The sequence below is a fragment of the Streptomyces sp. NPDC057010 genome, from assembly GCF_042673805.1.
In the GTDB taxonomy this organism is placed as follows: Bacteria; Actinomycetota; Actinomycetes; order Streptomycetales; family Streptomycetaceae; genus Streptomyces.
Genome location: NZ_JBHUSC010000019.1, coordinates 17,874 through 37,589 on the forward strand (window position 1 = coordinate 17,874; position 19,716 = coordinate 37,589).

At 74.6% G+C, this 19,716-nt stretch carries 12 protein-coding genes; 1 reads left to right on the forward strand and 11 read right to left on the reverse strand.

The genetic code is table 11. From position 1 onward, the window contains the following. Positions 1-89 precede the first annotated feature (89 nt). The 11 genes from ACFTXQ_RS18095 to ACFTXQ_RS18145 all read right to left on the reverse strand — a co-directional run bounded on the left by ACFTXQ_RS18095 (position 90) and on the right by ACFTXQ_RS18145 (position 18,460). Positions 90-785, reverse strand: a complete 696-nt coding sequence (locus ACFTXQ_RS18095; RefSeq protein ID WP_382641840.1) for a 4'-phosphopantetheinyl transferase family protein — start codon at positions 783-785, stop codon at positions 90-92. Further along, the gene (locus tag ACFTXQ_RS18100) at positions 778-3,678 is read right to left on the reverse strand and encodes an amino acid adenylation domain-containing protein (RefSeq protein WP_382641842.1); all 2,901 of its coding nucleotides are present in this window, start codon (positions 3,676-3,678) and stop codon (positions 778-780) included. The genes ACFTXQ_RS18095 and ACFTXQ_RS18100 overlap by 8 nt, the downstream gene beginning before the upstream one ends. A 62-nt stretch (positions 3,679-3,740) precedes the next feature. Then, a complete protein-coding gene (locus tag ACFTXQ_RS18105; RefSeq protein ID WP_382641844.1) occupies positions 3,741-4,565 on the reverse strand; it encodes an SDR family oxidoreductase in 825 nt (274 codons plus the stop codon). Further along, positions 4,556-5,305, reverse strand: a complete 750-nt coding sequence (locus ACFTXQ_RS18110) for a thioesterase II family protein (protein WP_382641846.1) — start codon at positions 5,303-5,305, stop codon at positions 4,556-4,558. Before ACFTXQ_RS18110 ends, ACFTXQ_RS18105 begins: the two co-directional genes overlap by 10 nt. Position 5,306: 1 nt before the next feature. After that, positions 5,307-6,572 (reverse strand): cytochrome P450, encoded by a 1,266-nt coding sequence (locus tag ACFTXQ_RS18115; RefSeq protein ID WP_382641848.1) that lies wholly within the window; start codon positions 6,570-6,572, stop codon positions 5,307-5,309. Positions 6,573-6,582: 10 nt separating this feature from the next. After that, positions 6,583-7,923, reverse strand: a complete 1,341-nt coding sequence (locus tag ACFTXQ_RS18120) for an MFS transporter (RefSeq protein WP_382641850.1) — start codon at positions 7,921-7,923, stop codon at positions 6,583-6,585. Then, positions 7,920-11,741 carry a type I polyketide synthase gene (locus tag ACFTXQ_RS18125; protein ID WP_382641852.1) on the reverse strand — a complete coding sequence of 1,274 codons (3,822 nt, stop codon included), beginning with the start codon at positions 11,739-11,741 and terminating at the stop codon, positions 7,920-7,922. Before ACFTXQ_RS18125 ends, ACFTXQ_RS18120 begins: the two co-directional genes overlap by 4 nt. Before the next feature lie 32 nt (positions 11,742-11,773). Next, positions 11,774-12,985 (reverse strand): cytochrome P450, encoded by a 1,212-nt coding sequence (locus ACFTXQ_RS18130; protein WP_382641854.1) that lies wholly within the window; start codon positions 12,983-12,985, stop codon positions 11,774-11,776. After that, on the reverse strand, positions 12,985-16,458 hold the full coding sequence (locus ACFTXQ_RS18135; protein WP_382641856.1) for an amino acid adenylation domain-containing protein: 3,474 nt from the start codon (positions 16,456-16,458) through the stop codon (positions 12,985-12,987). The genes ACFTXQ_RS18130 and ACFTXQ_RS18135 overlap by 1 nt, the downstream gene beginning before the upstream one ends. Beyond that, entirely contained in the window at positions 16,455-18,155 is a 1,701-nt protein-coding gene (locus tag ACFTXQ_RS18140; RefSeq protein ID WP_382641858.1) for a condensation domain-containing protein, read from the reverse strand. Before ACFTXQ_RS18140 ends, ACFTXQ_RS18135 begins: the two co-directional genes overlap by 4 nt. 134 nt (positions 18,156-18,289) lie before the next feature. Further along, complete coding sequence (locus tag ACFTXQ_RS18145) at positions 18,290-18,460, reverse strand: hypothetical protein (RefSeq protein WP_382641859.1); 171 nt, start codon at positions 18,458-18,460, stop codon at positions 18,290-18,292. A 348-nt stretch (positions 18,461-18,808) separates the two neighbouring features. Between ACFTXQ_RS18145 and ACFTXQ_RS18150 the strand changes: the two genes are divergently transcribed. Further along, entirely contained in the window at positions 18,809-19,588 is a 780-nt protein-coding gene (locus ACFTXQ_RS18150; protein WP_382641861.1) for a LuxR C-terminal-related transcriptional regulator, read from the forward strand. The last annotated feature ends 128 nt before the right edge of the window (positions 19,589-19,716 follow it).

Here is a 19,716-nt window from a genome sequence, read left to right on the forward strand (position 1 = left end):
GGTGGGGGTCCCCCCGGACGAAGTCCGGGGGAGGTGGAAGGGCGGGTAGGGGACCGCTCCGCGCAGCGGCTGCCCGGCTCCCGGGGCCGTCAGGCCACTGGCAGGGCGATGGCCGCCGCGTAGGCCGGCGGGGCCGGGACGTCGAGGACGGTCCAGCCGGCCGGGGCCGCCGGGGTGTCCGAGATGCCGACGTACGGCTCGGCGAAGCCGTAGGCCAGGCCCACCCCGGTTCCCTTGAGGTAGGCCTCCTTACGGGTCCACAGCCGGGCCAGCGCGGCCGGCCGCCCGGCGTCGGGCAGGGCGCGCAGGGCGGTGTTCTCCTCCGGGTGCAGGGAGGGGAGCAGTTCCTCCGCGATGCCCGGCTTCGGCACTCCCTCCACGTCGGCGCCGACCGGCACGCCGGAGACGGCGATCAGCGCCAGGTCGTCGCTGTGCGACAGCGAGAAGTGCGGGCCGCCGCCGGCCACGGCGGGCCGGCCGTGCGGCTCCCCACAGCAGGGGCAGTCCTCCCGGGTGACCGGCACGGACCGCGGGTCCAGGCCGGTGTAGCCGCCGAGGATCAGCCGCAGGCCGAGGTGCGCGGCGCGGTAGCGGTGCCGGTCGCCCGGGCGCCGCAGCCGCGCCGCCCGGCCCCGTTCCACCTCGCTGAGCAGGCCGTCCGCGCTCGCCACCCGGTGGCCGCCGACCACCTCACGGGTGGTGTCCAGCCACCACAGGACCACCTCGCGGCCCTGCGGGGCCCGGCCGATCCGCGGTTCCGCGTCGTCCAGGACGTACTCATCCATGGTCGCCGGTCCCGGCCAGGGCCCTGATGGTGGGCGTACGGAACAGGTCGCGGAGCGGGACCGCGGGCAGGCCCCGGGCGCGCAGCGCGGCGCTGATGCGGACGGCGAAGAGGGAGTTGCCGCCGAGCTCGAAGAAGTCGTCGTCGAGCCCGACCGGGATACCGAGGACCGTGGTCCAGATCTCCTGCAGGACGGCAGCCCGGTCGTCCCCGCCCCCTCCCCCTCCCCCGGCCGCGACCGCCGGCGCCGGCGCGGCGGTGCGCACGGGCAGCGGCAGCCGGGCGGCGTCGAGCTTGCCGTTGGTGGTCAGCGGGAGGGTGTCGAGCGCGGTGACGGTCGCCGGGAGCATGTAGCCGGGCAGGACCCCGGCGGCCCGCTTGCGGACGCCGGCGGTGTCCAGGTCGGCCGGGACCACGTAGGCGTCGAGCCGGGCGGACGCCGGGTCGGCCGGGTCCTCGCGGCGGACGATCACGGCGGCGGCGCGGACGTCCGGGTCCTCCAGGAGCACCGAGCGGATCTCGTCGAGCTCGATGCGGAAGCCGCGGATCTTGACCTGGCTGTCGATCCGGCCGAGGTGTTCCAGGGTGCCGTCGGGGCGCAGCCGGCCCAGGTCGCCGCTGTGGTAGCGGCGTCCGTCGGCGTACGGGTCCTGCGTGAAGCGGGTGGCGGTGAGTTCGGGCTGTCCCAGGTAGCCGAGGGCCACGCCGGCGCCGCCCACGCAGATCTCGCCGGTCACCCCGGGCGGGACGAGGCGGCCGCGCGCGTCGATGACGTACAGGTGCCAGCCGGGCAGGGCCGGGCCGACGGAGCGCGAGCCGGCGAGGGCCAGGGCGCGGGTCACCGTCTGGGCGGTGACGTGCACGGTGGTCTCGGTGATGCCGAACATGTTGGCCATCCGGCAGTCGCTCTCCGGGTGGTGGTCGAACCAGCGCAGCAGCATCCGGGCGTCCAGCGGTTCCCCGCCGAAGACCACAAGGCGTACGGGGAGCGCGGCGTGGTCGGTCTCCAGGAGCTGGGAGAACGCGGAGGGGGTCTGGCTGAGGACGGTGACCCGGTCGCGCAGGAGCAGGTCGCGGAACTCCTCGGGGTCGCGGGAGACGAGGTACGGGACGACCACGAGGCGGCCGCCGGTGAGCAGGCAGCCCCAGATCTCCCAGACGGAGAAGTCGAAGGCGCCGGAGTGGAAGAAGCTCCAGGTGTCCTCCGAGTCCAGGCCGTACTCCTCGCGGGTGGCGTCGACGAGGGCGACGACGTTGCGGTGCGGGACGACGACGCCCTTGGGGCGGCCGGTGGAGCCGGAGGTGTAGATGACGTAGGCCGGGTCGTCCGGGCCGCCGGTCCGCGGGAGCGGGCCGGTGGGGTCGGCCGCGGTCAGCGCGTCGGGGGTGACGGCGGTGCCGGCTCCGGCGGGGTACTCGCGGGCGCGGGTGATCACGAGGGCGAGGCCCGCGTCCTGGGCGGTGTGGAGGAGCCGGTCGGCGGGGTAGGCCGGGTCGGTGGGCACGTAGGCGGCGCCCGCCTTGAGCACGCCGAGCATGGCCACGACGAGCTCGGTGGTCCGCTCCAGGCAGATGCCGACGCGGTCCCCCGGGGTGACTCCGTGCGCGAGGAGGCCGTGGGCGAGCCGGTCCGCGCGGGCGTCGAGCTCGCGGTAGGTGAGGGAGGTGTCCCCGTCGCTGACGGCGGTGGCGTCGGGGGTCGCGGCGACGATACGGGCGAACGCGTCGGTGAGCCGGGCCGGTTCGCCGGTCAGCGGCTGCGCGGGGCGCCCGAGCCGGGCGACGCGCTCGCGCTCGGCGGCGTCGAGGAGCTCGGCGTCGGCGGCGGGGGTGTGCGGGGCGGCCGCGAACCGGCCGTGCAGGTGCGCGAGGTGCCGTACGAAGGCGGCGGCGGTCTCGGCGGAGAAGTGGCTCCGCCGCGCCCGGTACCAGAGCCGGGCCCCACCGGAGGCCAGCGGCAGCAGCGCCAGCGTCAGGGGGAACGGCGGCGCCAGGCAGGGCAGATACCGGTCGGCGCCGAGCCCGTGCACGCCACCGGCCGCCTCGATCAGGCCGGCCGTCACGGGCCGGCCGACGGCGATGGCGGCGGAGACTGCAGTGCGCAGGTCCGCGAGGGAGGCGTCGGCGGGCAGCGCGAGTTCCAGCGCGCCGCGCAGGTCGGTGGCGACGACGGCGCTGTCGGGGGCGCCGTGGCCCGCGTACCGCTGAAGGGTGAGCGCGAGCGCGGCGAGCCACCCGTCGGTGTCGGCGGCGTCGGCGGCGGCCAGGTCCACGGACCCGGTCGCCCATCCACCGTCCCCACGCACCCCGCCACCCCAGTCGGGCGGCGCCGCTTCGGCCCCGCCGACGTGCGAAGCACCACCGGGGGCAACCTCAGCCCCGCCGGCGTTTGAGGCGCCGCCGGAGGCAAATCCGGCCCCGCCGGCATTCGAAGCACCACCGGAAGCAACCTCACCCCCGCCGGCGTGCGAAGCACCACCGGGGGCAAATCCAGCCCCGCCGGCGTTTGAGGCGCCGCCGGAGGCGAATCCAGCCCCGCCGGCGTTTGAGGCGCGGGGGGTCGGGGGCAGGGCTCCCGGCAGCGGCGCCGCACCGGTGACCACGGCGGTCAGCCGCTCCAGCCCCGCCCGGTCAAGGGCGGCGCGGTGGGCGACGACCACCAGGTCGGCAACTCCGTCCCGGTGCCGGAGCAGCACGCACCGGACCGTCCCCGTCGGCCGGTTCAGCTCCGCGTCCCGGCGGCGGCCGGCCGCCGGGGAGTCGGAGCCGGCCGGCACGTCCTCCACCCAGAGCCGCCACGGGCCGAGGGCGGCCAGGCGGGCGGTCACCCGCTCGGGGTCGGCCTCGGGCCCGGTCAGCCGGATCTGTACGGCGTGGCACTGCTCACCCACCACGGGGTGTCCTCCCTCTCTCACAACGGTCACCTCTCTGGGGTTCCACCGGGTTCCACGCCCGTTCAGCGCGCGGTGAACCCGCCGTCCACGGTCAGGACCGAGCCGGTCACCTGCCGGGAGTCGTCCGAGACCAGGTAGACCACGGCCGCGGCGACGTCCTCCGGCTCGATCAGCGCGTTCATCGGCTGGGCCTCGGTGAAGGTCTGCTCGTGCTCGCCGACCTGCACCTCCAGGGCGCGGGCGATCTCGGCGAGCATCCGCCCCTCCGCGGAGGAGTCGTCGCGCACGGAGCCGGGGCACACGGCGTTGACCCGGACCTTGGTGGGCGCGTAGTCCAGGGCCGCGGCCTTGGTCAGCCCGATCAGACCGTGCTTGGCGGCGACGTACCCGGCGAAGTGCCGGTAGCCGACCAGGCCGGCCGTGGACGAGATGTTGACGATGCTGCCGGAGCGGCGGGCGCTCATGGAGCGGCCGACCGTACGGATCACGCGCCAGGCCCCGGACAGGTCGACGTCGATCATCAGCGCCCACTCGTCCTCGGCGATGTCGTGGGCGGGCTTGCCCGAAGGGGCGGCGATCCCGGCGTTGTTGACGACGGCGTCGATCTGCCCGAACCGCTCCTCGGCGAGCGCCACGGCGGCTTCCACCGAGGACAGGTCCCGTACGTCGCAGGGCGCGGTGAGCACCGCGGCGCCGGCCTCCCGGCATAGTGCGGCCGTGTGTTCCAGCTGCCCCCGCGTGCCCAGCGGGTAGGGCACCCCGTCGAGGTCGCCGCACAGGTCCAGCAGGACCAGGTCGGCGCCCTCGGCGGCGCAGGCCGCGGCGGTGGCCCGGCCCAGACCCCGGGCGGCGCCGGTGACCAGGACGGTCTTTCCGGTCAGACGCACTGGTCCTCCCGTACGCGGGCCAGGTCCTCGGCGACGATCCGCAGGAGCTCCGGCGCGGACTCGGTGAGGTACATGTGTCCGCCGGGCAGTTCGGCCGCGCGGAACGCGCTGTCGGTCGTACGCTCCCAGGCGGCGGCCTCGGCGCGGCTGACGAGGGTGTCCTCGGCGCCGCGCAGGCAGGTGACGGGGACCGGGAGCGGGAGCGGCTCGCCGCCGGCGGGTGCGTAGGACTCGTGCATCTCCACGTCCGCGCGCAGGGTGGGCAGGATCAGCTCGCGCATCTCCGGGTCCTGGAGGGCCTCGTGGGTGTATCCGGCGAACTCGTTGACGCGCTCCAGGAAGGCGTCGTCGTCCAGGCCGGTGGCCCGGCGCTCGCGCTGCTCGGCGGGGTGCGGGGAGCCGCTGGCGAACAGGCCGAGGAGGGTGACCCCGGGCGTCTCGGCGAGCCGGCGGGCGAGCTCGTAGGCGAGGACGGCGCCCAGGCTGTGGCCGAAGAGGGCGATCCGGTGCGGCTGCGGTGCCTCTCCCAGCTGCCCGAGCAGGTCGGCCAGCAGGCCGTCGGCGGCGGTGGCCGCGTCGCGGTAGGGCTCTTCGTCGATCAGCCGCTCCCGGCCCGGGAGCTGGAGCGGGAGGATGTCGATGCCCGGCGCGTGCTGGTCGGCGAGGCGCTGCCACGGCCGGTAGAAGGAGGCGCCGGCTCCGGCGAAGGGCAGGCAGACCAGTGTGGTGCGGTCGGACATGTCACGCATCCTGGGGGGTGTCGGCGGCGAGGCGGGCGTCGTAGCGGACGGGCAGGGACACCAGGCCGCGGCTGGTGGAGTTGTCGAAGAGCCACTCGAGCTGCTCGGCGGGGACGGCGAGGCGCAGGCCCGGCAGGCGGCGGAGCAGGGTGGTGAAGGCGATCTGGCCCTCGACGCGGGAGAGCGGCGCGCCGACGCAGAAGTGCGGGCCCTGACCGAAGGCCAGGTGGCGGTTGGCGGTGCGGGTGATGTCGAGCTCGTCGGGGTTCTCGAAGACCTCGGGGTCGCGGTTGGCCGAGCCCATGAGGAGGTGGACGAAGCTCTCCTTGGGGATGGGGCAGCCGCCCAGCTCCATGTCCTCGGCGGCGACGCGCAGGGTGCCGCGGTAGACGGGGGACTCGAAGCGCAGGAACTCCTCGACGGCCGATTCGGCGAGCTCCGGCTTGTTCAGGAGCAGGTCGAACTGGTCGGGGTGGGTCAGGAGGGCCTGGGTGCCGTTGCCTATGAGGTTGGCGGTGGTCTTGTGGCCCGCGATGATCAGCAGGACGAGGGTGGAGACCAGCTCGTCGTTGGTGAAGCGGCCCTCTTCGTCGGCGGCCCGGAGCAGGATGCTGACCAGGTCGTCGCCGAGGTTGGCGCGGCGGTCGGCGAGCAGGTCGAGGAGGTAGCGCTCGATGTTCTCGCTGGCGTCCTTGAGCTTCTCGTTGGACTCGGCGTCGGGGTAGGGGGCGCCGCTGAGCCAGTTGCCCCAGGAGTGCAGCTGCGGGCGGTCGGCGACCGGGACTCCGAGGAACTCGCAGATGACCCGCATGGGCAGGGAGAACGCGAACTCCATCAGGTTCACCTCGCCCTCCTCCGGGAAGGCGTCGATGAGCTCGTCGGTGATCTGCTGGATGCGGGGGCGCAGCACCTCCATGCGGCGCGGCACGAAGGCGCGGCTGACCAGCTTGCGCAGGCGGGTGTGCTCCGGCGGGTCGGCGGTGAGCATGTTGCTGATCAGGACGGGGCTGGCGTCCTTGACCAGGTCGCGGAACCAGGCGGGGGCGTTGTCGATGCGCTTGGACAGCCGGGGGTCGCTGAACCCCTTGAGGGCGGTCTCGTAGTCGGCGACGACGTAACCCTCGCCGCCCACCGGGTAGTTGATGGCCTGGACGGGGCAGCCGGAGGCGCGCAGCCGGGTGTTGCCGGCGTGGAGGTCCCCGCCCTTGGGGGCGGTGAAGAACTCGGGGGGAAGCTGTTCGAGGGTGACGGGCAGCTCGGTCGTCATCGGAGTCTCCTTACTTGGTCTGGGCGCCGGGGGCGTCGGAGGCGTCGGCCGGGTCCGCGGTCGCCGCGGTGGCCGCGGTGTCCGTGTACGCCTCCGGGGGTGCGAGCTTGCGGATGCGCGGGCTGAGGGTGGGCAGGGCGGCCAGGCCGGAGATCACGGCCATGGTGGTGAACACCCAGATGGGACCGGCCTGGTCGAAGATGGTGCCGATCAGGAACACGCCGACCGGGGCGGCGATCATCGACATGAACATCACCGCGCCGAGGACGCGGCCCTGCGCCTTGTCGGGGACCATCGCCGCGAGGTAGGCGAGGAACAGCGCGCTGGTGATCGGGCCGCGCAGGAAGACGCAGGCGACGATCAGGCCGAGCGGGATCAGGCCGGAGACGTTCGCCAGCAGGATCGCGGCGACCGGGCCGATCCAGGCGGCGGCCAGGAAGAGCGTGGAGGGGCGGACCTTCTTCATGACGGGGCCGGCGATGAGGGAGCCGACCAGGCCGCCGATGCCGGCGATGGACAGCAGCATGCCGGTGAAGGTGGAGGAGGCGCCGCGGCTCTCGGCGGTGGCGATCAGCGCCAGGAAGACGCCGGAGTGGGTGAACGCCATGTTCGAGCCCATGATCCAGAGGATCAGGAGGCGCAGGACCGGCTGTCCGGCCAGGATGCGGAAGCCCTCGGCGGTGTTGCGCTTCTCCCCCGGAGCCGCCTGCTCCACCTTGAGCGGCTTGCGGATGAAGAGCATCAGCACGGTGGAGACGAGGAAGCCGATCGCGGCGCTCAGGAAGGGGAACGCCCGCGCGACGCCGAAGAGGGAGCCGCCGATCGGCGGGCCGCCCATGGTGGCCGCGAAGTAGCGGATCTGGTTCTGGGCGGTGGCCTGGGTGAGCTGGGAGGGCGGGACGAGCTGCTTGATGACGGCGAGCCCGGTCGGGTTGGAGATGCCCAGGCACACCGCGGATCCGACGGCGATGCCGAAGACGACGGGGTAGTTCACCTGGTCGGCGAAGATGATCAGGCAGAACAGGCCGAGCAGCGCCACCCGTACGAGGTTGCAGGCGATCAGCAGCAGCCGGCGGTCCATCCGGTCGGCGAGGGTGCCGCCGACGATGGACATGACGCTGGTGGTGATCAGCTGGGCGGAGCCGACCGCGCCCGCGTAGAAGGCGGAGCCGGTGGTCGCCAGGATGAGCAGCGGGTAGGCGACCTCCGCCGTCTCCTTGGCCATCGCGGCGAACGCCTCGCTGGTCCACAGGAACTGGAAGTCCTTGTTGCGCAGCAGCGGCTTCTCCGGGGCGGCCGGCGCCTCCTGCGGGGCCGCCTCCGTACCGGGCGGCTTCTCCGAGACCGTCATGGGTGCTTCCTCTCCTTGTGGGTTGCGGACCGGATCTCGGCCGGCAGTGCGTCACTGATGAGCGCGGCGAGTGGGCCGACGTGCGGCGGCGTGAGCATCGACCAGTGGTTCCCGCCCACCGGCAGCACCCGCAGGCCCGCCGGGTAGAGCCCGGCCAGCCGGGTGCGGAGCCGGGCGGCGCGCGCCGGGTCGCCGTCCGCCTTGAAGAGCACGGCGGGGCAGGCCACGGCGCGCGGCCGGTAGCCGAGCACGGCGGCCTGGCCGGCGAGGAACCGGCGGCGCAGCTCGGGGCTGCGGCGGTGCAGGGCGGCCAGCGGGCCGACCTGGAGCAGGGCGTCGAGGCCGGCCCGCACCCCGCCGAGCAGGAAGTCGGGGGCCGCGGCGACGGGCAGCCGCCCGGTGTCGGGCACGTAGCCGTCCAGCGCAATCAGCAGGTCCACCTCCCGCCCCTGGAGGGCGAGTTGGCGGGCCGTCTCGTGGGCGACGACGGCGCCGAAGGACCAGCCGCCGAGGGTGAGGGGGCCGGTCGGCTGGGCGTGCAGCAGGGCGGCGACGTGGGCGGCGGCGATGTCCTCGATGGGGCGGAAGCCGCCGCGCCCGATCTGGGCGTGCTGTTCCAGCGCCAGGACCGGGCGGTCGCCCTCCGGTGCGATCAGCGCGGCCAGGGCCCGGTAGGGCAGGGCGTTGCCGCTCGCGTCGGAGACGAGGAAGACGGGGCGGCCGTTCCCCGCGCGCAGGGTGACCGGCGCGGCCGGGCGGGGCGTGGCGGCCACCGCGCCGGCGGCGGGCGCCGCGGGCAGCTGCCGCTCGACGAGGCCGGTCAGCCCGGCGAAGGTGCCCGCCAGGGAGAACTCGGTGACCGACACCTCGGCGCCGGTGCGCTCCCGTACGGCGGTGGTCAGCGCGAGCGCGAGGAGCGACTCCCCGCCGAGGGTGAAGAAGTCGTCCTCGTCGGTGACGGCAGCGACCCCGAGGGTCCGGCACCACGCGTCTTCGAGGACGGCGCGCAGCGCCCCGGTTCCGCTCCCCGCGGCCGGGACGGGTGCGGTCGTACGGGGAGCTGCCGCGGGGGCGGGCTCCGTACGGGAGGGGCGTACGGCGACGGCCTCCTCCGGGTCCTCGCCCAGGAACGGGTGGCCCGGGAGGGAGCAGCGCGCCGGGCGGTCCTGCTCGTCGGCGTACCGCGTCTCGTGCACGGTCTCCAGCGCCCGGTCCACGCCGAGTTCCCAGAGCGCGCCGAGGGCTTCGAGCAGCCCGGTGTCGGCGTCGGTGCGGCCGCCCGGGGCCAGGCGCACCGTGGTGTGGGCGGGGTTCCAGCCGGGTGCCACGCGCAGCGAGCCGGTCATCGACCCGCCCGGGCCGAGCTCCACGAAGGTGGTGCAGCCGGAGGCCAGCAGCGTGGCGGTGCCCGCGTCGAGCAGCACCGGCTCGCGCAGGTGCGCGGCCCAGGTCTGCGGCGCGCCGGCCGTGTCCGGGTCGGCCCAGTCGCCGGTGGTGTTGGAGATGTACGGCAGCCGTGGCGGGCGGGAGGGCATCGACGACAGATGTGCCCGCACCGCCTCGGCTGCCGGGTCCATGGCCGGCGAGTGGAAGGCCCGCCGGGTGTGTACGGGGGTGACGCGCAGCCCCTGGAGGGCGTCCCCCGCGAGGAGTTCGTCCATGGCCGGTTCGCTGCCGGACAGTACGACGGTGCCGTTGCCGCGGACGGCGACGGTGACGCCGCAGCCGGCGGGCAGCCGGGGCCCGACCTCTTCGGCCGGGGCGCCGACGACGGCCATGCGGCCCGGTTCGGCGTCGCGCATCGCGCGGGCCCGCAGGTGGACCACGCCGACCGCGTCCGGGAGGGTCCACACCTCGGCGAGGGCGGCGGCCGCGTACTCGCCGATGCTGTTGCCGAGCATGGCGGCGGGCTTGACGCCCCATTCCCGCAGTTGCGTACCGAAGGCGAACCCGAGGGCGAAGAGGCCCAGTTGCTGGTGGACGGTGTCGGCGAACCAGTCCTCCGCGCCGTCGGGCGCGGTCACCGGGGTGATCACCGGGGTGATCAGGGGGGTGAGGTCGACGCCGCAGTCGTCGGCGGCGACCTTGCGGACCTCCTCGAAGGCCGCGCGGAAACCGGGCAGCAGCCGGTGGGCGGCCTCGCCCGCGGCGTCCTTGAGGGTGCCCTGGCCGGGGAAGAGGAAGGCCACCTTGCCGAGGGTCCGCCGTGCGGCGGTGTCGGTGGCGCTCCGGCCGGCCGCGGCCCGCAGCGCCTCGGCGACGTGCGCGGCGCTGTCCTGGACGACCACGGCCTGCCGGTGCTTGTGCACACGCCGCCCGGCCAGGGTCCGCACGGCCCCGGCAATCTCGGGCGCGGCGGCCCCGGGCGCGGCAGGCGTGGCGGCCGCAGCCCCGTCCGCGCCGGGCCCGGCGAACCGTTCGGCGAGGTCCTGGCCCAGGCGGGCGAGCGCCGCCGGGGTCGCGCCCGACAGCGGCAGCAGGTGCGGACCGGCGTACGCCCCCGACCGGCTCCGGGCCCCGGCCGGTCGCACGGCGCGGTCGGGGGCCGAAGTCAGGACGGCGTGCGCGTTGGTCCCGCCGACGCCGAAGGAGCTGACGGCGGCCGCGCGCGGCGCCCCGTCCTCCCGTACCGGCCACGGCCGGCGCTCGGCGGCGACGCGGAAGGGGGAACGGTCCAGCTCCAGCAGCGGGTTGGGGCTGGTGTAGTGCACGGTCGGGACGAGCTCCCCGTGCTCCAGCATCAGCGCCGTCTTGATGAGCCCGGTGACGCCCGCCGCCGCGCCGGTGTGGCCGATGTTGCCCTTGACCGCGCCGAGCGCGCACCAGCCGGTCTCGTCCGTGGCGGCGCCGAAGACCTCGCTCAGCGCCTGGACCTCGATGGGGTCGCCCAGCCGGGTCGCGGTGCCGTGCGCCTCCACGTGGCCGATCGCGGTGGGGGCCAGCCCCGCCGTCTCCAGCGCCGCGCGGATCACCTCGCTCTGGCCGCTCGCGGACGGCGCGGTGTACGCCATCTTGTCGGCGCCGTCGTTGTTGACGGCGGTGCCCGCGATGACCGCGGAGATCCGGTCGCCGTCCCGTACCGCGTCGGCGAGCCGCTTGAGGACGACCACGCCGACGCCTTCGCTGGGCACGGTCCCGCCCGCGAGTGCGTCGAAGGGGCGGCAGTGCCCGTCCGCCGCGAGGATGCCGCCGGGTTCGAACAGGTAGCCCCACTCGCCCTGCGGCATCACCGTGACACCGCCCGCGAGGGCCGCGTCGCACTCGCCGCCCAGCAGCGCGCGGACCGCGAGGTGCACGGCGGTCAGCGAGGTCGAGCAGGCCGTCTGCACGGTGATCGCGGGCCCGCGCAGCCCCAGTTTGTAGGCCACGCGGGTCGCGACGAAGTCCTTCTCCCGCCCGATGTACCGGGCCAGTTCACCCAGTGCGGAATCGTTCCTGCCCGCGCCCGCGCGGTCGGCCCCCGCGTAGACGCCGACCCGGCCGCGGAACCGGGTCGGGTCGATGCCCGCATCGTCGACGGCCGTCGCCGCACACTCCAGGAAGACCCGCTGCTGCGGGTCCATCGCCGCCGCCTCCGCCCGGCTGTAGCGGAAGTACCGCCAGTCGAAGCGGCGGGAGTCCTCGATGACTCCCATGGCGGCGACGAAGTTCTCCCGGCCCACGTACTCCGGGTCCGCGCCGAGCGCGAGCAGTTCCTCGCGCCCGGGGCGGCTGATGCCGTCCCGGCCGGCGCGGAGCATCGACCAGAACGCGCGGACGTCGCGTGCGCCGGGCAGCCGGCAGGCCATGCCGACGACGGCGACGGCGTGTTCTGTCACCGGGGTCACGGGGGTTGCGGGAGAGGAGTGCATCAGGCGTCTCCGGCCAGGTCGACGTAGAGGTGGTCGAGGCCCACGTAGCTGAGGTTGGGCCCCCATACGGCGGCTTCCTCGGCCAGTCGGGCGTGCGGGAACCGCCGGGCGAGGCGGCGCAGCAGGATGGCCGCCTCCAGACGGGCCAGCGGGGCGCCGACGCAGTAGTGCGGTCCGTGTCCGAAGATCAGGTGCCGCTCCGACCCGCCGCCGGCCGCCTTGGCGCCCGTGTCCGTACCGGCGGCGCTCGCACCCGTCACCGGGCAGACGGCGGCCGGTGCGCCGGTGTCGGCTTCAGCGGCCTCGTCGTTCAGCGGGTTCTCACCGGTGAGGCTGACCAGGACGAGGTCGCCCTCGCTCAGCTGCACGCCGGCGAACTCCTGGTCGTACGCGGCCACCCGCCCCAGGTGGCGCAGCGGCGGCCGGCTCACCAGGACGGATTCGACGAGGTCCTCGACCGCCCCCGGCACCTCCCGGCACACCGCGTCCCACAGCGCGCGGTCGCCGAGCGCGGTGAGCACGGTGGAGCCGAGCAGGGACGCGGTGGTCTCCAGGCCCCCGAAGAGGCACATGGCCCAGGTCGCGGTGGTCCGCGCCCGGTCCTCCTCGGTGTCGGTCGGGAAGCCCTCCAGCGCCCGCGCGCCGGCCAGCGCCTCGGACATCTCCACCATGACCCGGTGGGCGGCCAGCGCGTGGTCGCGCCGGTACATGGCGCCGATGAACAGCGACAGCGTCCGCGACCACCGGTGCAGCACGGTGGGCGGCAGGTCCAGCCCGACCACGTGGGCCATCACCTTGCCGGAGATCCCGTCGGCCACCGGCGGCATGACGTCGTACGGACGCCCGGCCGCGAGGTCGTCGAGGCACTCGTCGGTGATCTCCTCGATCTTCGGGGCGAGGGAACGCACGTAGGAGGCGGACAGCATCCGCTGGACGGGCCGGCGCAGCGCCATGTGCTCGGGGGCGTCGGCCTGGACGAACCACAGCCGCAGGAACTCGGTGAGCTCCCGGTACTCGGCGCGGGCCGCGTCCGTCATGTAGAGCTGGAAGGAGCGCTCGAAGGTCCCGGAGGCGAATCCGGGGTGGTTGAGGACCTGCTGGGCCAGGCGGGGGTCGGCCACGACCCAGCAGTCCAGCCCTTCGTCCCACTCCGGGGCCCGCACGCCGTCCGCGAGGGACGGCGGCGGGACCGCAGCCGCGGTACGGGCCATCAGACGGCGGCCTTCTCGATGAGCGCGCGCAGCCCGGCAGGGGTGGGGGACAACAGGAAGTCCCGCAGCCGGACGGAGGCGCCCAGCTCCTGCTTCACCTTGCGCATCAGCCGTACGGCGCCCAGCGAGTTGCCGCCCACCATGAAGAAGTCGGTCTCGGCGGTGACCCCGGTGACGGGCTCCGGGCTCTCGATGACCTCGGCGAACAGCTCGGCGATGCGCTCGTCGAGGCCGGGGCCGGCGGGCGCCCCGGCCGCCTCGGCGACGGGCTCCGGCACAGCAGCAGCCGCCACGGGGGCGGCCGCACGCCGCGCCGGTCCGGCCACCGCGGCGAGCGCGCGCCGGTCCACCTTGCCGTTGGCGGTCACCGGCAGCCGGTCCACCACGGCCCACAGGGTCGGCACCATGTAGGACGGCAGCCGCTCCTTGAGCAGGTCGCGCAGGGCGACCGCGTCCGCGGCCGCGCCGTCGGCGAGGACCACCGCGGCGACGAGGCGCTTCTCGGCGCTGTCCCCGTCGGTGACGAGGACGACGGCGTCCTGCACCTCGGGGTGCTCGGCCAGCACGTCGCTGATCGCGCTCAGCTCGACCCGGTAGCCGCGGAGCTTGACCTGGTCGTCGGCGCGGCCCAGGAAGCGGATCCGGCCGCGGGTGTCTATCCGTACCAGGTCGCCGGTGCGGTAGAGCCGCTCGTCGACGTCCGGCGAGAGCTGCCCGAACGAGCGGGCCGTCTCGGCCTCGTCGCCGAGGTAGCCGTCGGCCAGGCCCTCGCCGCCGGTGTACAGCTCGCCGACCGCGCCGGGCGGGAGCTGGCGGCGGCGCGCGTCCAGTACGTACACGCGGGTGCCGGGGACCGGGCGGCCGATGGGCAGCGGACCGTCCACGTCCGCGGCGCGTGCCACGGAGTGGGTGGTGGTGAAGGTGGTGTTCTCGGTCGGCCCGTATCCGTTGGTGATGATGATGTCGGGGTGGCGGGAGAGCACGCGGGCGGTGTGCTCGTGCGGAACCACGTCGCCGCCGGTGAGCAGCTGGCGCAGGCCGCCCAGGGAGTCCGGGGCGAACTCCTCGACCAGCCGGAAGAGTCCGGCCGTCAGCCAGGCCACGGTGATCTGGCGCTCCTTCAGGAAGGCGCCGAGCTCGGTGGGCGAGGCCAGGCCCGCCGGGTGGACCTCCAGGGAGGCGCCGGTCAGCAGCGCGCCCCACAGCTCCAGGGTGGAGGCGTCGAAGGAGAGCGGGGAGAGCCGCAGCATCCGCTCGCCCTCGCCGAGCCGGACGTAGCCCGCCTCGTGGACCAGGCGGATCACCGCGCGGTGCGGTACGCACACGCCCTTGGGCTGCCCGGTCGAGCCGGAGGTGAACGCGACGTAGGCGAGGCGGGAGGGGTCCGCGGGCGGCGTCGCAACCGCGTCCGCATCCGCATCCGCCTCCGCCGGCCGCCAGTCCGGCTCCCAGGTGGCCACGGCGGGCGCGCCCAGTCCGGCGAAGCGCTGCGCGGTCGGCGCGTCGACCGGGCCGGTCAGCGCGGCGGCGGGCCGGGCCCGCTCCAGGATCCGGGCGAGGTGGGTGTCGGGCAGGGCGGGGTCGATGCCGACGTACGCGGCGCCCGCCCACTGCACGCCGAGCACGGCGACGGCCTCGGCGACCGACCGCTCGACACCGACGAGCACCCGGTCGCCCGGGCCCACTCCGGCGGCGCGCAGCAGCCGGGCCTGTTCGGCGGCGGCCGCGGCCAGCTGCCCGTAGGTCAGGGTGTGCGAGGCGTCGCGGACGGCGACGGCGCCCGGGCGGCGGGCGGCCACCTCGCGGAAGAGGGCGTCGAGGGAGGTGGCGGGGAAGTCCCGGCCGCTCTCGTTGATCTCGTCGAGGAGCGCGCGGCCCTCGTGGGAGATGCAGCGGATGTCCTCCAGCCGCGCCTCGGGGGCGGCGGCGAGCTGCTCGACGGCGGCGCGGAAGTCGGAGACGAAGGACTGGGCCTCGGTCTCGTTCCAGACGCTGGTCGCGTATTCGACGTGCCCGGCGAGCGAGGGGTCGGCGTGGCCGATGAGCATGGTGAGGTCGAACTGCGAGCCGCCGCCGTGGCCCTCCTCCACGCGTACGCGCAGCGGTCCGGCGGTCAGTTCGCGCGGCACGAGCTGGTCGTGCATGCCGAAGCAGACCTGGACCAGCGGGTGGCAGCCGAGGCTGCGCTCGGTGCCGAGGCGGGCCACCAGCTCCTCGAAGGGCAGGTCGCCGGCGTCGATGGCGGCGCCGAGGCTGTGGTGCACGGCGCGCAGGTAGTCGCCGACGGGGGCGTCGTCGTCCACGTCGATGCGGACCGGTACGAGGTTGCCGGCGACGGCGATCAGCCGCTGCAGCTCGGAGGCGCCGCGGCCCAGCAGCGGCACGCCCACCAGGAGCCTGCGGCTGCCGCTGAGGCGGCTGAGGGTCAGGCCGAAGGCGCCGAGCAGGAAGGAGTACGGGGTGATGCCCAGCCCGCGGGCCTGCCGGGTGACGAGCTCGGTCGTGGCCGGGCCGAGGTCCAGGCCGAGCCGGTCGCCCGCGCCGTCCTGGACGGAGGGGCGCTGGCGGTCGGCGGGGAGTTCGAGGATGGAGGGGACACCGTCGAGGTGCTGCTTCCAGAACTCGGCCTGCTCGTCCCAGGCGCCGCGGGAGCGGGTCTCCTCCTGGCGGCGGGTGAGCGCCGACAGGGGGGTGCCGGGGTCGCGGGGGGCCCGGTCTGCGTGCTGCTGCTCGTCGCCGATCTCGGCGTACGTCTCGAAGACCTCGCGCAGCAGGTAGCCGACGGCGAACCCGTCGAGGACCATGTGGTGCGCGACGAGGACGACGGCGGAGCGCTCGTCGCCCTGCGCGCCGGAGCCGTAGTGGGCGAAGCGGTAGGCGGGTTCGGCCGCCAGGTCGAAGGGGAGCCGGCCGAGTTCGGCGCCGGCCCGGCGGACGTGGCCCTCGAAGGCCTCGGCGGGCCCGTCGTAGGTGAACTCGGCGAGTTCGGGCGTGTAGGCGGGCAGGATCTCCTGGACCACGTCGTCGGCGGCCTCGCGGAAGACGCTGCGCAGCCCCTCGTGGCGGGCGGCGGTGGCGGCGAGGGCCTTGGTGAACAGGTCGCGGTCGAGCCGGCCGTCCTCGATGAAGCAGCGGAAGACCAGGTTGTACGGGGAACCCCCGGCGACCCGCTCCATCAGCCACATGCCGCGCTGGGCGGGGGTGAGCGCCTGCTCGGCGCCGGGGGCCGGGGCCTGCCCGGGCCCGTCCGCCGCGGGGGCGGCGGGCACGGCGGCGGCCAGCACCTCGGCGAGCGGGGCGCCGCCGAGCAGTTCGAGGATCGGGACGCGCAGCGCGAGGCGCTCCTCCAGGACGGCGGCCAGGCGCATGGCGCGCAGGGAGTCGCCGCCGAGGGAGATGAAGCTCTCCGTGTCGAACGCGTCGGGCCCCTCCGGGATCCCCAGGATCTCGGCGGCCAGCGTTCCGGGCGTCATCGGGCGGCCTCGGCGCCCTGGGAGCGGGCGGCGTTCAGCAGGGCGGCCCGGTCGGTGCCGGCGGCGGCCGCGGCGGGCTCGGCGGCGCCCGCGATGAGCTCGGCCTGGCCGCTGACGGTCGGGTTGCGGAAGAGGTCCATGGTGCGGACCTCGCGGCCGGAGACCTGGCCGAGGCGCTCGACGAGGAGCACCAGGAGCAGGGAGTCGCCGCCGGACTCGAAGAAGCTGGCGTCGTCGTCGACCTCGTCGGTCTCCAGGACCTCGCGCCAGATGGAGCGGACGAGTTCGAGGCGCGCGGCCGGGTCTTCCAGGTCCGGGGCGGCGAGGGCGGTGGCGGTGGCGGTTACGGACTCTTCGAGCACGGGATTCTCCGGGAAGGTGGCGAGGTCCGCGGCGCTGTGCCGCAGAGCGTTGAGGAAGCGCGAGACGTCGGTGTGGCCGAAGACGTTGACCGGGTAGTCCAGGGACAGCGCCAGGCGCCGCCCCTCGGCGGTGTCCTCCAGCCGGACGAACATGGCCAGGTCGTACTTGATGAACATGGGGTCGAGCGGGCGCAGTCGGGCCGGTACGCCCGGTGCCAGCTCCAGGGACCGCGGGGCCTCGTCGAGGTTGACCAGGACCGGCGACAGCGGCGGCCACAGGACGTTGCGGTCCGGGTTGAGAGCGGCGGATACGGCGTCGAGGGGCACGTCGCTGTCGACGAAGGCCTCCATGCCGTTCATCCGTACGCCGCCCAGCAGATCGCGCCAGGTGTCCCCCGGCTCCAGCGTGGCCCGCAACACCACGGTCGTCATGAACATCCCGATGACGTCGGCGGTGGCGGGGTCGTCGCGGCCGGGCCAGGCGAAGGCGATGAGGAAGTCGCGCTGCGGGCCGGTGCGGGCGAGGGTGGCGGCGAGCAGGGCGACACCCAGCATGAAGGGCGTGCAGCCCTCCTGCGCGGCCACGTCCATGACCCGCGCGGTGGTCTCCTCGTCGAGGGACAGGGCCAGGGTCGCGCCGAGCAGCGAGGCCTCTGCCCCCTCGTGGGCGAGGCGGGTGAAGGGCAGGGTGACGTCCGCCGGCGCGCCCCGCAGCCGGTCGACGACCTCCCGTACCTGCTCGGCGATCTCTTCGGGGGTGCGGTCGGCGACGACGGCCGCCGGGTGCGGCGGGTCGCTCAGCACCGGTTCGACGCCTTCGAGGCCGGCCCGGTAGATGTCGCGGACCTCCTCCAGGAGCATCGTGCGCGAGACCCCGTCGACGACGATGTGGTGCGCGTTCAGCACGAGGAGGGTGCGCTCCGGCCCGGTCCGGATGATCTCGGCGCGGGCGGGGGCGTCCTTCGCCAGGTCGAAGGGCGTGACGCACAGCGCCCGTACGAGACGGTCGACTTCCTCCTCGCTCCAGCCCTCGGCGGCCGCGTCGAGGAAGCCGGCCTCGGCCGGCGGGCCGTCGGTCCGGTACTCGACCTGGCGCCGCTTCACGTCGAGCCGGAAGCGCGCCCGCAGCGAGGGGTGCCGCGCGAGGGACCGCCCGACCGCGGAGACCAGCAGCCCGTGGTCCACCGGCCCGGTGAACTCCACGACCGTGGGCACCAGCTGGGTGGGCCTCAGCAGCTCGTCCCGGTCCAGGACCCAGATGCCTTGCTGCACCCGGGTGGCCGGATACCAGGTGTGACCACTGTGCGACGTTCCGTGCGGTGCTTCGGGCAGCACGAATGGACCTCCGAGATCTGCGGGAGCGTTGGTGAGTGGCCCGCCCTGCGGATCGGCGGCCCCTCAGGCGGGGGTCGGCCGGCCGGTGCGCGCCGGACACCCCTGGCGGTCAGGGGTGGTGTTCGGGAGGGGGATCAGCCCCACTGGGAGTCGTCCGCCACGGTGGTCCGCGGGGTGGGGGCGCCCCACTGGGAGTCCCCGGCCACGACCGTCCGGTCGGGGGCGGAGGCCGTGGCGACACCGGCCGCGGCGACAGCGGCAAGGGCAAGCGCGGCGAGGGCGAGACCGAGAGACTTCTTGATCATTTTCGTACCTTGCTTCCTGGATCGATGGATCTGCGAGGTATAGACCTGTCGTTGGTTCCCCGCCGAAATCATGCGTGGCCATTGCCCTTCAGGCAGCGGAAATCAGGCAGGATGATCGTGCAATGCGGAAACCAGCAGGGTGGAAAAATGTGCACGGGAACGGACAGAACCGCAGAAGATCGCAAGGTCGAGATCTGCGCAGACGGGCTCCAGTACTACTCGGACTCCCTGCAGGGCCGAGCCACGTCCGGTGACTGTCCCCCGTGCCTGCTTGACCTGGGGCTTGTCCAGCGCCTGCCGAACGGCACCCTCGCGCCGATACCGCCGCGGCTGGCCGCCGGAGCCCGCATGGACCGCCTGGAACAGGACATCGAGGAGAAGAAGAACGCACTGGCCGCCGTCCGCACCTCGATCTCCCGCGCGCAGGAGATCTATTTGGACAGCTACGGCCAGGGCAACTCGCACCTGATCCGGGTGGTCCAGGGCGCGGGCGCCATCAGCGCGACCCTCTCCGCGGCCGTTCACGCCTGCCAGGAGGAACTCCTGACCGCCCAGCCCGGCGGCGGGCGCCCGCAGGAACTCCTCGACAAGGCCCTCGCGAGCGACCTCACCGCGCTGGGCCGTGGCATCCGCCAGCGGACCATCTACCAGCACACCATCCGCTCGCACCAGCCCACGCTGGCGTACGTGGAGCAGATCTCCCAGGCGGGCGGCGAGGTCCGCACCCTGGACGAGGTCTTCGACCGGCTGATCGTCTGCGACCGCAAGATCGCCTTCGTCCCCGACCCCAGCTCGGTACGGAGCGAGATCGCCCTGGTCATCGAGCACCCCGGAGTGGTCCGCTACCTGGTCGGCATCTTCGACCACGCCTGGCAGCGCGCCTCTCCCCTGCACAAGTTCCCGAGCAGCCGCCTGCCTCCCCTCCTCACGGACGACATCCGCCGCGCGATCCTGCGCCACATGGTCAACGGCTACACCGACGAGGCCATCGCCTCCCGCCTGGGCATGAGCACCCGCAGCGTCGCCAACCACATGCGCTGGGCCGCCGAACTCTTCGGCAGCCGCAGCCGCGCCCAGCTGGCCTACCTGATCGCAAAGAGCGACTTCCTGGAGGACGGCCCCGACTAGGCCCCGATCCTTGGCCCGCACGGACCCACCCAGCCCAGCCACATCAAGCCCCGCCGGCCACAGCCGCGGCGGGGGCAGGGCGCAGCCACGGGGCCCGGGCTGGGAGGCGGCGGCGGACCCGGGGGCGG

Coding starts and splice junctions, on each gene's coding strand:
- ACFTXQ_RS18095 (WP_382641840.1), bottom strand. CDS start 785: ATGGATGAGTACGTCCTGGACGACGCGGAACCGCGGATCGGCCGGGCC.
- ACFTXQ_RS18110 (WP_382641846.1), bottom strand. CDS start 5,305: ATGTCCGACCGCACCACACTGGTCTGCCTGCCCTTCGCCGGAGCCGGC.
- ACFTXQ_RS18115 (WP_382641848.1), bottom strand. CDS start 6,572: ATGACGACCGAGCTGCCCGTCACCCTCGAACAGCTTCCCCCCGAGTTC.
- ACFTXQ_RS18120 (WP_382641850.1), bottom strand. CDS start 7,923: ATGACGGTCTCGGAGAAGCCGCCCGGTACGGAGGCGGCCCCGCAGGAG.
- ACFTXQ_RS18130 (WP_382641854.1), bottom strand. CDS start 12,985: ATGGCCCGTACCGCGGCTGCGGTCCCGCCGCCGTCCCTCGCGGACGGC.
- ACFTXQ_RS18135 (WP_382641856.1), bottom strand. CDS start 16,458: ATGACGCCCGGAACGCTGGCCGCCGAGATCCTGGGGATCCCGGAGGGG.
- ACFTXQ_RS18145 (WP_382641859.1), bottom strand. CDS start 18,460: ATGATCAAGAAGTCTCTCGGTCTCGCCCTCGCCGCGCTTGCCCTTGCC.
- ACFTXQ_RS18150 (WP_382641861.1), top strand. CDS start 18,809: ATGGACCGCCTGGAACAGGACATCGAGGAGAAGAAGAACGCACTGGCC.